The following is a 13,531-nucleotide window of genomic DNA, read 5'->3' on the forward strand; positions in this document are numbered from 1 at the left end:
TAGGTTAGAGGAGTTTGCTCCTAGTCCGTAGCCTTGGTTAACACTGGAGTCTGTTGATCCTCAGATTGAATGGTCACTTGTCCAGACTCATCCACGTCAACAACGGCTGTAGACCCTTCACCCACTCGACCAGAGAGGAGTTCTTCCGCTAAGGTGTCTTCCAATAGGCGCATAATGGCTCGACGCAGAGGACGCGCACCGTAGGCGGGATTATACCCTTCTTCAATCAACCGGTCTTTGAATTTATCGGTGACTTGCAGGGTAATGTCTTTTTCGGTTAAGCGCTTGAAGACATCCTTGAGCAAGATTTCGGCAATTTCTTTGACTTCTTCCTTGTTCAACTGACGGAAGACGATGATTTCATCTAACCGGTTGAGGAACTCAGGACGGAAGTAGGCTTTGAGTTCTTCGTTAACTAAGGAACGGATGCGGTTATATTGGGCATCTTCGGCGTTGTCGTCGAACTCGAACCCAAGTCCACCGCCACCTTTTTCAATCACCTTAGACCCAATGTTACTGGTCATGATCAAGAGGGTGTTCTTGAAGTCTACGGTGCGTCCTTTGGCATCGGTTAAACGACCATCTTCTAAGATTTGCAGCAGCATGTTGAAGATGTCGGGGTGTGCCTTTTCAATTTCATCGAAGAGAACGACAGTATAGGGACGACGGCGAACGGCTTCCGTGAGTTGTCCCCCTTCGTTGTATCCAACATATCCAGGAGGAGAACCGATCAGCTTGCTGACGGTGTGCCGTTCCATGTATTCGGACATATCGAGACGAATCATTGCTTCTTCAGAACCGAAGAAGTAGGAAGCCAGAGCTTTGGTTAACTCGGTTTTTCCAACCCCAGTGGGCCCGGAGAAGATGAAGCTGGCAATGGGTCGGTTGGGGTTTTTCAGACCAACACGGGCGCGTCTGATGGCGCGGGAGACGGCTTTGACGGCATCTTCTTGACCGATAATCCGAGTATGGAGAGTGTCTTCCATATGTAGGAGTTTTTCGGATTCGGTTTCGGTGAGTTTGTTGACGGGAACTCCAGTCCAGGAGGCGACGATATGGGCGATGTCTTCTTCGGTAACGATGGGGTCATCGCTGACTGAGCCTTCGTCTTTGCCTTTGCTGGCAATGGTGCGAATTTGGGATTTGAGTTCCATTTCGCGATCGCGTAATTCCCCAGCTCTATCAAAGTCTTGGGAGCGTACCGCATCATCTTTTTGCTTGAGAACACCGCGTAGTTCGCGATCGAGTTCTTTGGCTGCTGGGGGCAGTTTTGAGTTAATTAAGCGTACCCGCGATCCGGCTTCATCAATCAAGTCAATGGCTTTATCGGGGAGGTAGCGGTCAGAAATATAGCGATCGCTCAATTTAGCGGCTGCATCCAAAGATTCATCCGAAATTTTCAACTTGTGGTGCTGTTCGTACCGCTCGCGCAGCCCATGTAAGATCTCGATGGTTTCTTCCACAGAAGGCTCACCCACCATCACCGGTTGAAAACGCCGCTCTAGGGCAGCATCCCGCTCGATGTGTTTGCGGTATTCATCTAAGGTTGTGGCTCCAATACATTGAAGCTCGCCCCGAGCGAGGGCAGGTTTGAGGATATTGGCGGCATCGATCGCCCCTTCAGCCGCTCCTGCACCAATGAGAGTATGGACTTCATCAATCACCAGGATGACATTGGCTGCTGAACGAATTTCATCCATGATTTTCTTCAGCCGCTCTTCAAACTCTCCTCGGTACTTGGTTCCCGCCACCAGCAGACCGATATCGAGGGTAACGACGCGCTTATCTTCCAGGATATCCGGGACATCACCATGGGAGATCCGTTGAGCCAACCCTTCGGCGATCGCTGTTTTCCCAACCCCCGGTTCACCGATCAGTACCGGGTTATTTTTAGTCCGCCGACCCAAGATTTGGATCACCCGTTCAATTTCCGTTTGCCGACCGACCACCGGATCGAGTTTTCCTTCAGCGGCCAATTGGGTTAAATTCGACCCAAACTCATCTAACGTTGGGGTCTTATTCGAGGAACGTCCACCTACCGCCGAAACTTCAGCCGTTTCACCGAGCATCCGAATGACCTGAGTGCGAACCTTAGACAGATCCACGCCCAAATTCTCTAAGACACGGGCAGCTACCCCTTCTCCTTCGCGAATTAAACCCAAAAGTAAATGCTCTGTGCCAATATAGTTATGTCCCAATTGACGAGCCTCTTCTAGGGATAGCTCTAGAACCCGTTTGGCTCTGGGTGTAAATGGAATTTCTACAGCGACAAATCCCGAACCCCGACCGATGATCTTTTCTACCTCAATCCGGGCATCCTTAAGATTGACCCCCATGGATTTCAGGACTTTTGCGGCCACTCCCGTCCCCTCCCCAATCAAACCGAGAAGGATTTGTTCTGTGCCCACGAAGTTGTGACCCAGGCGGCGGGCTTCCTCCTGAGCTAACATGATCACCTTAATGGCTTTTTCTGTGAAGCGTTCAAACATGGCGTTTTCCCATCACCTGCTGCTTTTTGGTAAGCTGATTCTAACATAGGAAAATCGTTAGGTTATTGTGCGGTCAGTAACAGAATTTAGGCCGGTTTTCCGCCCTTCTCCGGAAAATAGGGATGGGGAGATGGGGAGATAAGCGGATGGAGGGGATGGGGAGATCACTGATTAGCAATGGGTAATCCGTAATCTGTTTTTACTCTCTACAATCCGGGCAAATCCTCAATCACGCGGGTTGACTGTATTCGGATCGATACCCATGGCTTGCAAGCGATCTTCTAGTTCTCGTAATTTAGCTTCAGCAGCATTAGCGCGATCGCGCTCCTGTTCGGCTAGCTCTTGAGAGAGCAGAATCAAATTCCCCTCGGCATCAAAGAACCGTAACCAAGGAGCCTTTTCCTTAGTTAACGTTCCATCCCAAAGGCCTAACCACAATTCCAAACTCTGACACCATAACCATCCCCGTTCGTCAGGAACAATTTCCTCATAGCGGCCATTACTGTTCAAATGCCATCCTTGCAAAGACTGGCGATTGAAGGGATTATAAACAAAATAATCTCGTGTTTTAAAGGTTTGCTCATAGATCTTTTTTTTCGGGCCGGTATCCTCACTTGCTGTTGAGGGGGACATAAGTTCAACAATTACATCTGGATAACGCCCTTCTTCTTCCCAAACCACCCAACCTTGACGCTCTTTTGTGCCATCCACATTTAAGGTCACAAAAAAATCTGGCCCTCTAAAATCGCGATCGCGGGCTTGGCGACTACTGTAGTAGACAAACATATTCCCACCGGTAAAATAGTCATCGCGTCCTTGATAAGCTTGATGGATGGCTTCAATCAGGACATTCATGGCGATGCGATGGCGATTGCTTTCCAATGTCTCTCCGTCATCAAAAATTAAATCAGTAGGGGGTAAGGGAGAAGTCCATTCCTGCTCGGTTTCAGTTTCTAAAGTTTGGGTCAGTGCAACAGACATGGCTCACCTCTGGAATCATGGACTATTGAGTTTTATTATATAGCCTTACACCATCTTCAGGCTTTACTTATTACTTATTACTTAATTACTTAATTTCAAATCTGCGGGTGTATTGCAGTTGTGGAGGATCTGAGCAATTCTGGCATCTACGGGTAAGGGTTGTACCGGAATGGAGGATAACCAGTGTTGAAAGGCACTACCTCCATTCTGGATAAAGGATTTTAGAGTCAGTTGATGATCGGGACGGTAAAATCCACACAGGGGTTCCCAGTACTTTCCCTGAATCGGAACAACGGCTAAGGTTGATTCAGGAATGTCGGAGAGTTGGGCGATCCAATGCTGCAAAAGAGTGGGGTCTAAGTTGGGTAAATCGCAACCGAGCAACAAAATCCAGGGATGTTGAATTCTTTCCCAAACTTGAGAGAGAGCAACTAAGGGCCCGTTTCCAGGGTTGGACTCGACGATCCACTGGCAATGTGGGGGGGCGATCGCCCGATAGCGATCGGGCCAAGGCGTAACGATATATACCTGCTCTGTACATTGGGTGGCGACTTCCGATACCCGTTGCAGCAAAGGGACTCCATTCCAGGGAATCAGAGCCTTGTCCTGTCCCATGCGGGAACTTTGCCCTCCGGCTAAAATGACACTGGCTACGGTAGCACTGGGAAAAATAGACATGGGTTATTGATAACTCACCGCCGTTCCACTTGCTGCGACCATCAGCATACTACTGCCACCCGAAACTGAAATGGTTTCATAGTCAAGATCGACACCAATAACTGCATTTGCGCCCATCTTCTGAGCCTCAGCTACCATTTCCTTCATCGCGGTTTCTTTGGCTTCCCGGAGTGATTTCTCATAAGCTCCCGAGCGCCCGCCCACGATATCACGAATACCAGCAAAAAAATCTTTGAAGATATTAGCCCCTAAGATTGCCTCTCCACTGACGACACCATGATAAGCGGTAATCTGATATCCATCCAAACCATCTGTTGTAGTAACTAGCACAATATAAGTCCTCATTCAATCAGAATTTATCTCGATCTTAACCCATCCCTATTGCCTATTTTCTTTCTCTTTATAGCGCTGTTGTATCTCTTCAATACTAAACAGAGCTTCAAACTTCAACCCCATAGACTGGTAAAACTCTGCACCTCCCTGGAGGCGATCGACTAATGCTACGATTTGGTTCACTTCGTATCCTACAGCGCGCAAGCGCTCCACCGCTTTCATCGCCGACTGTCCCGTAGTGACTACATCCTCTAGCACGACCACCTTAGCGCCCTGGGGTAACGTTGGTCCTTCGATATAAGCCTGAGTTCCATGACCCTTGGCTTCCTTACGCACAATTAACGCTGAGATGGGCCGCTCTTCATAAGCAGAAACGACACTTACCGCAGTCACAATTGGATCGGCTCCTAAAGTTAAGCCTCCCACAGCTTGCACGTCTTCAGGAAGCATATTTAACAACAACTCGCCCACAGCTACAGCTCCTTGAGGATGGAGGGTAACCGGTTTACTATTGATATAGTAAGAACTTTTTTGGCCAGAAGAGAGTAAAAAATCTCCCTCTTGATAAGCCAATTGACAAAACAAATCTATTAACTCTTGACGTGAGGTCAAATCTACCATGAGGATACCTGATCTTTCCTGGAAATTATAGCGCTGGTAATGAGTAATGGCTAATTGGTAAACTATAATTTTTGATGCCCAAAGTACCATGACCCTTGCGCGTTCGAGTCCTCTTTCTCTTGAGGTGATTCCCATGCGTCTGCCAGATGCAGACCCGGAATTACTGCACCATGACCCCTTAGCTCCTGAAGGGATTCCCCTGATGCTGATTCCAGGAGAACCCAGCCAGCTTATGGTCAAACTGGGTAATCCTGGAGAACACCTCTTGAATGTGACCCTAGAATTTCGGGGAAATTTGCCCCAGGCTTGGTATTCTTGCGAGAGGGAAAATTCTGAAATCTCTCCTGGCATCAGCCAAGATATTATCATCGAATTCCAAGCACCGGATGACTTTTTTGAGGCATTCCTGGCCCTAAGAGAAAATTCAAGTTTACGGATTAATTATAGTGGTCGGCTTCAGGTGTATGGAGCGAGGCCAGGAACGGTGAGCCAACTGATTGATGTGGCGGATATTAACTTTTATGTGCGTCCCCAATCTAGGTATTTAGACTTTTTGCCCCAAATCTATCGGGAAGTTGATTTTGTAGGGCGGTTTTTGAAGATTATTGAAGAAACGTTTAACCCGGATGTGCAGATGATGGCGAGTTTATTTGCCTATCTCGATCCCTTAACTGCGCCCCAATCTATGTTGCCATTTCTAGCCCATTGGGTGGGTTGGGAATTGCAATCTTATTTGAGTTTAGAGCAACAGCGATCGCTCATTCGCCACGCCTTAGAGATTTATCGCTGGCGAGGTACGCGTCGAGGGTTGCGACTCTATTTACATTTGGTGACGGGTTTACCCTTGGATGATGAGGTGGAACGGGAGGAAGATAAACATATTGCCATTCTGGAAACCTTTAGCCAAGGATTAGTTTTAGACCATTCAATTTTGGGGCAAGATGCTCTGTTGGGTGGAGGTCAGCCGTTTCATTTTCGGGTACATTTGCAACCCGATACTCCAGGGTCGGTGGATGAGGCTTTGGTGCGTCAGGTGATTGACCAGCAAAAACCGGCATTTTGTACCTATGAGTTGCAAATTGATTAGTGGATAATGGAGCAATACCTCCTTAGGCCAAAAGTTAATTAAGTTTTAATTTTTTCCTGAAAATGACCGTTTTATGGCCATACTGTCTGTTACAGATCGTGATTGAGTAAGGCTTGTGACGTTATCTGCCGATCCCGGAAGTGGCACAGAGCTTCCCTACCCTGTTCCTCTAGAACGGTTGGTTGTCCATGATGGTTTGCTTTTAAATGCTCATCGTTGGCAACGGGCCCATGAATATCATCGAAAGCGCCAGAATTTATATTATCAGGCGCTCCATCAACCTGGAATTGTTTATGGTTTGGGGGTGAAAGTGATTTCAGCTCCTGATAGTATCGCAGCCCAGTATCGTGACGGACGCTGGGTAGAAGTACAACCGGGGATGGCTATTGACCGGATGGGAAATCCAATTATTGTCGATCGGGCGATCGCCTTTCGCATTGCTCTAAGTCCCAAGGAAATCCCAGTTACAGTCTATTTAGTACTCAGTTATGTCGATCCAGAAACCCTACAGCGCAATTCTGAGGTGGAACTGGTTCCGGAAACGTTCCGCATTGATGAGAAAAGCACCCCTCCATCAGGTTTAGAAGTGGAATTATGCCGTTTGCAGCTCTCTCCTGGAACGGTGCAGTTATCCCCCTCTGGGGGTTCCCTGAGCGGAGTCGAAGGGGGCAACGTTGGGGATGTGTTTGCGCCCCAGATCAATCAGTTGGATCTGCGCTATCGCTCTCCTGTGGGAGTTCGCCCCCAAGGAACGGTACAGGTTGCCTATATGCAGGGTGGAAATGGGGGCGATCGCCTGACGGCTTCTAATTTATCCTGTTTACTACAGGCCTTTGTAGCCCTCGATCCGGGAATGCGAGGGATTGAAGAAGTTGCTTCGGTTACCTGGAGCAATACCGAGAACTCGGAAGGGTTGGAAGAATCTTGGGAGATGACGGCGACTCGTCAGGGGTTAGTTTGGCAAGGCTATGATTTAATCTATTTAAGTTACAATCAGGCGCTGAATACGAATGAGGCTCAACAGGCAAGTTTACGAGCCTATGTAGGATTAGGGGGGGTAATCTTCATTGAGCTATTGGAAGAGGAGACCCAGGTAGATGAGTTGAGTTTTGTACAACAGGAACTGTTAGAGGCGATCGCCGATATTGGCGATACAGTAGAGTTACAAGAGGTGAAAACCCAGTTAAACGAAGAATTAGCAGCTTGTGAAGAGGAATTAAATCGCCAAATTCAAGAGATTTGTGCATCTATAGAACAATTAGCCATGAATCTAGGCATGTCTGGCGCTCATTTAGGGCAATTATCCCCATGGCATCCCCTGAAAACCCAACCCTTTTTATTTAGTGCCCTACCCAAAATTAAGCAAAATCCGGTTCGCCTGTTTAATTGGGGAGGCGTAGTTTTGGCGATCGGGGATTTATCCTTAGCGTGGGGACTCGAGAGTGGACTAGAGTTACCCAGAGAAAAAATTCGCAATGCCCAAGAATTGGGGATTAATCTTTTACATTTTGCCTGGCGCAGACGGCATTTAACCCAATTGCAACACTAGATTCAGAGGGCAAAAAGGAACAAGACATCATGAGGACAAGAAAATGAAACGTTGGCACAATAGTTTACTGATCCAGCATGTGGGCTATTTTTCCGTGTTGTCCCTAGTTTCAGTGGTCGGGCTGGCGATCGTCATTTACTATCAGTCTGTTGAGCTGCTGAAAAAATCGATTACCAGTCAAATGGAAGTCGTAATTTCCATTAAAGAAAATCAGATTGATAACTGGTTTTACCAACAACATAAAACTATCTTACTGATCGCTCAAACGCCAACCCTAGTTGACTCTTATGCCAGTTTTCTGGATAACACAGATCGGCAATCCTATCAAACAATTGAAGATTACTTTCGCACGATTTTAACAACCGAAAATACCATTCAATCTTTATCCATATCCACCAACAGTGGGATTGTTTCTATCTCAACTGAAGGAGAGGAAGAAGGGAACTATCAACCCCTGGGTGATTCTGTCACTTATTTTACACAAGAAAATCTAGAAACCGTTCGTCCAACCTTATATACTTCCCCGATCACACGGGAAACGGCCATGACCTTTGCTACTCCTTTACTCAACGATCAAGGGGAAAGAATAGGGGTTTTATCCGTTGATCTTTCCCTAGAAAAAATTCATGAAATCATGCAAGAAGCCACCGGATTAGGAGAGACAGATGAATCCTATTTAATCCGCAAACAGGGACAAGAAAATCGATTGGTAGATACCCAGGATTCAGAATTAGCCAATCAATGGGTACGTAGTCCAGGAATTGATGCTGCTATGTCAGGTCAAGATGGGATTGATTTTTATCAAAATCATAAACAAGTAGAAGTGATTGGCAGTTACCGATGGTTAGAAGATAAAAACTTGGGAATTCTCGTGGAAATCACACGAGAAGAAGCATTTAATGTTTCGGGAACTATTGCCATGAATTTGCTATTTGGAGGATTGTTAGTAGCAGTAATCTTGTTAATAATTGTCTATATTTTATCGCGCAAAGTCACCCGACCTATACTGGAAATTGCCCAAAATGTCAATCAAGTGATTGATGGGAACTTAATGATAAAATCTAAACAGTTACGAAAAATTAGTCAGAGAGGGGATGAAATTGGACAATTAGCGCGGGGATTTGATGAAATGATTAAAGTGGTTGATTCACGGCAGCAAGATCTAGCAGAACAAGTGCGAAAATTGAGAATGAACAATGCTAACTTAAGCCAAGCGCAAGAATTAGAAATGGCTTATTTCAAAGCATTAAAGCGTAAAGCACAATGGATTAGAAATAAAGAATAATTTAAAGAATATCTTATCCAGGTCTATTTATGGTTTCCCTAAAAAAACTCATTCCTATTTTAACGGTAACGCCTTTAATGGCAACCTTAGCATTTACGGGAGTATTAGCAATCTATAATGCAGATAAAACTGTAGATGAACTCTCTAGATCTTGGATGAAGGAATCTGTGATGCAAATCAAAAGTCAGGTACACCTTAATCTTCGACAACCAGAGATTATCTATAAATTGAGCTTAAATCGTTATCAATCTAATCCATCAATATGGAAAAACACACAGAACTTAACGATTAATTTTTATAATAAGATTCGTTTTTTTCCCTCAGTTAGTAATATTTATTTTGGCAGTCCAAACCAAGAATTTATTGGGGTTAAACTCAATGAAAATGGGCAATTTACTCAATCTTATTCTGGGGAAAATACGGATTACCAACATATCACTTCTATCCTAGATAGAAACGGTCAACGGGGTCAAGTACTGAGTAAAGACTCAGTGTTTAATCCAACCACTCGTCCTTGGTATCAAGCAGCACAAAAAACCAACAATCTAGTTTGGAGTCCTGTCTATCCACATTTTACCACTCGCCAGTTAGGAATTACCGCAGCTCAAGCAGTGCGCGATCGCCAAGGGAATTTAGTTGGAGTTTTAGGAATTGATTATTTTCTCAATAGTCTGAATCAATTTCTCCGTGATTTACCCATTAGTAAAGCAGCAAAAGTTTTAATTATTCAACAAGATGGACAATTGATTGCCAGTTCTGATCCCGATCCGTTAACCCTATTCGATCCAGAATCAGAAACCCACTTAATGATTACTCAAAGTCCCGATCCAATGGTGCAAAAAATCGGAGAAATTTTGATCGCCAAATTTAGTGATTTTAGTCTCATATCTGAACCTCAGTCCTTGATTTTTTACCATAATGGACAAAAGCAATTGGTTTGGGTTGAACCGATTGAAAATCACTGGAACTTGCACTGGGTAGTAGTTGTGGCATTGTCAGAATCTAATGTATTTCATCCAGCTAAAAAAAGAACTATTTATATTTTCATGATTTTAGCAGCAACTGTGGGCAGTGCTTTGGCGGTCTGGAATATGCATCAATTGGTGGTGTCTCCTCTGTTGCGGTTAAATACAACAGCAAAACAACTGAAAAATCGAAGATTTAAACCTGAAAAAATTGCAGATTTAGTTAAGCGTAATGACGAAATCGGTCAATTCAGTCGTGTGTTTGAAGAAATGGCTTTGTTAATTCAAGAGCAACAAAGCAACTTAGAAAAAAGGATTGAACAGTTAAGCACATACAAAACCAAAGCATCTTCTTCAGAGGATACGGAAAATTCTCCAGAATTAAATTCAAGTTACTGGGATTACTTGAAACAAAAATCACAAAAAATCCGCCGAAAAACGCCCCTTGAAAAACATGATTAAGAATCTGTCTATCCGCTATCGTCTACCTCTTTTAATTGTTGCCCCTTCGGTTTTAGTTGTCGGCTTGATAGCCATTGTTCTATTTCAAAAGACCAGACAAAATATTAATACAATTTCCGTTGAGTTAGCCCGTACAACTACTGCTCATGTAGAAGATGATCTTCGGGATTATTTGTCAGTCCCTAATACGATCAATCAGCTTAATCTCCAAAGCATTACATTAGGCGCTCTCAATCTAGAAAATTTACCCAGTTTAGAACTCTATTTTTGGAATCAAATTCAAATTTTTGAAGGCGTGAAAAGTCTGTATTTTAGCAATCCTCAAGGAGAATTTAGGGGAGCAACTATTCTTAACTCAGGAGAAGTTGGAATTAGTATAGCTGGACAAACAACAGATTCTAATGTAATCCGTTACGCAACCACTAGCGATGGTCGCAAAACTGAAATTGTACATCAATCCGCTAATTATGACCCTCGTATTCGTCCTTGGTATCAAGCTGCACTGCAATCCAATAAACCCATTTGGACTGATATTTATCAAGATTTTTCTGCCCAAGAATTAGCCATTACTGCTGCACAAGTTGTTAAAGATTCTCAAGGAGAAGTCCTGGGTGTTCTGGCGGTCGATTTGTTCTTTCAGGGAATCAATGAATTTCTGCAAGACTTAACTATTGGTAAAACAGGACAAGTTTTAATTATCGATCGCGAAGGATTCTTAATTGCCAGTTCTAATCCAGATTTGATTGCAGAAGCTAAACGTCATCAAGATCGGTTAAATATTGTCGGTAGTGAGAATGAGTTAATTTCGGCGATCGCTGAAAATTTAATTAACCAATTTGGCAGTTTTTTTCGACTTGAAAGTACGGTGAATTCATCTCTTAAGTGGAACGGAAAACACGTCAGTTTTCAAGTCAAAAGCTTTCGCGATCGCTTAGGCTTAGATTGGCTGATTGTGGTGATTATTCCTGAAGAAGATTTTATGCAACAAGTAGCTATCCAAGCCTGGATAACTTTCGTTTTAGAACTTTTGATTTTATTATCATCTTTGGGGATTGGCTTAGGAGTCAGTCGTTGGGTTCTACAACCTATTTTTCAATTTAGTGAAGCTGCCGATCAAATTAAATCCCAATCTTTTAATCCCCAAACCTTAGAGAATTTATATCAACGTCAAGATGAAGTGGGCGAATTAGCTAGAGTCTTTGTAGATATGGCGGTAGAAACCGGCGATCGCCAACAAAGCCTTCAAGACGAGTTAAATCTATTAAATTTCCAGGTTAGCCAATCTAACGATAACCCCTACGAACTCACCGCCTTGAAGAAATGGCAGAAAAAAGCATCCTGTATTCGGACGGTTTATGATTATCATCCCCATTTACCTCAGCTTCTGTCCCAAGTTCCCTATTATCAGCGCTTAACCCCTGAACAGTTAAGCCAGTTAGTCATGGAGGGCAAAATTAAACGAGTTGAGGTGGGGGATTATATTTGTCGGGAAGATCAACCGGGAGATGAGTTTTATATTATTCTCACTGGTTCTGTCCGTATCTTTGTGGAGAAAATCAATAAACCCTTAGTTACCCTCTCTTCAGGACAATCTTTTGGAGAACTGGCGCTCATGCTTGGGGGAAATCGAACGGCTACGGCGATCGCGATCGAAGAAACCACCCTATTCTTGATCGATCGCCTCAACTTTGGCAAAGTCCTCCACCAATACCCCCAAATGGCTGAACAAATTGCCCAAGATCTCCATCGTCACCAAACTGAACTCCAAGAGCGCAAGCAGCTTCTGGCGGAATATGGCCTCTTAGAAGATGACGAAACCGACCTCTTACAGCAAATCAAATCTCGAATGAAAACCCTCTTTAATCTCTAAACCTGCCCATAGCCACAAGCCATCATTATGAAATCCTATCCCCTCGTTACCTGTCACATTAACCCGCGCTCTAGAATAGAGAGCAAAGCCTTATCAGAGTCGGGTTTAGAGGTGGGTAGCCCTGAATTTGTAGATTGGGCACTCAAACACAAAAAGTTCAAAGTTCAGGTCTATTGGGAACCCTTCAACTATTCTGTAGTTTATCGCATCACTTGTTATTTACGCTCCGATCAACTCTGGTATGCATCCAAGTGTATCGGCGGTATTTTCAAACAACATCCGCTCGGAAAAACGGAGGAAATTACCACAGAAAAACTCATAGAGGCAGTGAAATGGTTATGTCCTGACCCTCAAGCAATCGCCCCCACCTTACCATCTGAGTCTGAAGATACTATTGATCCGGCTCCCCAAACTCACAAGCGGAAATTCAATCAAGACTTATACTATCAACTGCTCCTAGAAATTGAAGATTTGAAGCAACAGATAGAGGAACTTTTACAAGACAATCAGAAATTAAAAATCGACCGCGAACAACGCTGGCAGCAACACGCCCAGAGTGTAAAATTACGTCAAGACTTGCAAGAAATAGTGACTCAACTGATGGCAGAACGTGAACAGTATGAAGAACAACTGCAAACCCTTAATCAAGTGGTCAACGAGCTAGGGACAAAACTTGAATCGGTGAATCTAAAAACTAATCCTCGCTGGTATTATGCCAATCGCTATTATCAAAAGTTGCAGGATATTTTACAGGGCAAAGCGCTGTAGTGGGGAAATGGTGGGAGAATGGGGAAGAAAAGAGTAAAGCAATAGAGAGGTATTTATGGCAGGTCGGTTAAAAGTGAGTCTATCAGAAAGTGTGGGGGACCTTCAAAAGTGCTTAAGCAAGTCAAAAACAGCAGAAGAAGAAAAAGAAGAAAACCGCAAAAAAGCCAGAGAAAGAATTTTTGTAGAATATCTGATTAGACAGCTAAACAAGTTTAGAGTAGTAGGAGAAAGATTCCGACTCTGGCGGCCAAGTTACGAAAGAATAATCAGGGGAGTGTGGGTTAATACAGCGCTTTGCGCTGTGATATCAAGTCCGAGGAATCAGCTAAAATAAAAAGGCACAGCATCAAACCTAGTCATGCCAAGACGAATTCAGATAGTTGCACACCATAGCATAGAGGAACTCTTCCAAGCTTATCAGGAAGCCAAAGAAGCTTGGAAGA

General features: G+C 44.2%; 11 protein-coding genes. 6 read left to right on the plus strand and 5 right to left on the minus strand.

Annotated features, from left to right (window positions below; translation table 11 throughout):
* Nucleotides 1–20 precede the first annotated feature (20 nt).
* The 5 genes from PN466_RS07640 to pyrE all read right to left on the minus strand — a co-directional run bounded on the left by PN466_RS07640 (nucleotide 21) and on the right by pyrE (nucleotide 5,102).
* Entirely contained in the window at nucleotides 21–2,489 is a 2,469-nt protein-coding gene (locus PN466_RS07640) for an ATP-dependent Clp protease ATP-binding subunit (protein WP_271938325.1), read from the minus strand.
* A gap of 225 nt (nucleotides 2,490–2,714) precedes the next feature.
* A complete protein-coding gene (locus PN466_RS07645) occupies nucleotides 2,715–3,470 on the minus strand; it encodes a Uma2 family endonuclease (RefSeq protein ID WP_271938326.1) in 756 nt (251 codons plus the stop codon).
* Nucleotides 3,471–3,551: 81 nt separating this feature from the next.
* Entirely contained in the window at nucleotides 3,552–4,148 is a 597-nt protein-coding gene (locus tag PN466_RS07650; protein WP_271938327.1) for a molybdenum cofactor guanylyltransferase, read from the minus strand.
* 3 nt (nucleotides 4,149–4,151) lie between these two features.
* Complete coding sequence (locus PN466_RS07655) at nucleotides 4,152–4,478, minus strand: YbjQ family protein (protein ID WP_271938329.1); 327 nt, start codon at nucleotides 4,476–4,478, stop codon at nucleotides 4,152–4,154.
* Nucleotides 4,479–4,526: 48 nt separating this feature from the next.
* On the minus strand, nucleotides 4,527–5,102 hold the full coding sequence (gene pyrE, locus PN466_RS07660; RefSeq protein ID WP_271938332.1) for an orotate phosphoribosyltransferase: 576 nt from the start codon (nucleotides 5,100–5,102) through the stop codon (nucleotides 4,527–4,529).
* Nucleotides 5,103–5,190: 88 nt separating this feature from the next.
* Here pyrE and PN466_RS07665 point away from each other — a divergent pair, with 88 nt between their 5' ends.
* The 6 genes from PN466_RS07665 to PN466_RS07690 all read left to right on the plus strand — a co-directional run bounded on the left by PN466_RS07665 (nucleotide 5,191) and on the right by PN466_RS07690 (nucleotide 13,088).
* On the plus strand, nucleotides 5,191–6,189 hold the full coding sequence (locus tag PN466_RS07665) for a phage tail protein (RefSeq protein ID WP_271938333.1): 999 nt from the start codon (nucleotides 5,191–5,193) through the stop codon (nucleotides 6,187–6,189).
* 115 nt (nucleotides 6,190–6,304) lie between these two features.
* A complete protein-coding gene (locus PN466_RS07670; protein ID WP_271938334.1) occupies nucleotides 6,305–7,738 on the plus strand; it encodes a hypothetical protein in 1,434 nt (477 codons plus the stop codon).
* 43 nt (nucleotides 7,739–7,781) lie between these two features.
* Nucleotides 7,782–9,023, plus strand: a complete 1,242-nt coding sequence (locus tag PN466_RS07675) for a cache domain-containing protein (RefSeq protein ID WP_271938335.1) — start codon at nucleotides 7,782–7,784, stop codon at nucleotides 9,021–9,023.
* Between the two features lie 29 nt (nucleotides 9,024–9,052).
* Nucleotides 9,053–10,450 carry a cache domain-containing protein gene (locus tag PN466_RS07680; protein ID WP_271938336.1) on the plus strand — a complete coding sequence of 466 codons (1,398 nt, stop codon included), beginning with the start codon at nucleotides 9,053–9,055 and terminating at the stop codon, nucleotides 10,448–10,450.
* Complete coding sequence (locus tag PN466_RS07685) at nucleotides 10,443–12,320, plus strand: cache domain-containing protein (RefSeq protein ID WP_271938337.1); 1,878 nt, start codon at nucleotides 10,443–10,445, stop codon at nucleotides 12,318–12,320. The genes PN466_RS07680 and PN466_RS07685 overlap by 8 nt, the downstream gene beginning before the upstream one ends.
* A 27-nt stretch (nucleotides 12,321–12,347) precedes the next feature.
* Nucleotides 12,348–13,088: a hypothetical protein gene (locus PN466_RS07690; protein ID WP_271938338.1), complete on the plus strand. Its 741-nt coding sequence runs from the start codon at nucleotides 12,348–12,350 to the stop codon at nucleotides 13,086–13,088.
* Nucleotides 13,089–13,531: the final 443 nt, after the last annotated feature.

The organism is Roseofilum reptotaenium CS-1145 (assembly GCF_028330985.1).
Taxonomy (GTDB): Bacteria; Cyanobacteriota; Cyanobacteriia; order Cyanobacteriales; family Desertifilaceae; genus Roseofilum; species Roseofilum reptotaenium.

Coding starts and splice junctions, on each gene's coding strand:
- PN466_RS07690 (WP_271938338.1), top strand. CDS start 12,348: ATGAAATCCTATCCCCTCGTTACCTGTCACATTAACCCGCGCTCTAGA.
- PN466_RS07665 (WP_271938333.1), top strand. CDS start 5,191: ATGACCCTTGCGCGTTCGAGTCCTCTTTCTCTTGAGGTGATTCCCATG.
- PN466_RS07650 (WP_271938327.1), bottom strand. CDS start 4,148: ATGTCTATTTTTCCCAGTGCTACCGTAGCCAGTGTCATTTTAGCCGGA.
- PN466_RS07640 (WP_271938325.1), bottom strand. CDS start 2,489: ATGTTTGAACGCTTCACAGAAAAAGCCATTAAGGTGATCATGTTAGCT.
- PN466_RS07680 (WP_271938336.1), top strand. CDS start 9,053: ATGGTTTCCCTAAAAAAACTCATTCCTATTTTAACGGTAACGCCTTTA.
- PN466_RS07685 (WP_271938337.1), top strand. CDS start 10,443: ATGATTAAGAATCTGTCTATCCGCTATCGTCTACCTCTTTTAATTGTT.
- pyrE (WP_271938332.1), bottom strand. CDS start 5,102: ATGGTAGATTTGACCTCACGTCAAGAGTTAATAGATTTGTTTTGTCAA.
- PN466_RS07675 (WP_271938335.1), top strand. CDS start 7,782: ATGAAACGTTGGCACAATAGTTTACTGATCCAGCATGTGGGCTATTTT.
- PN466_RS07645 (WP_271938326.1), bottom strand. CDS start 3,470: ATGTCTGTTGCACTGACCCAAACTTTAGAAACTGAAACCGAGCAGGAA.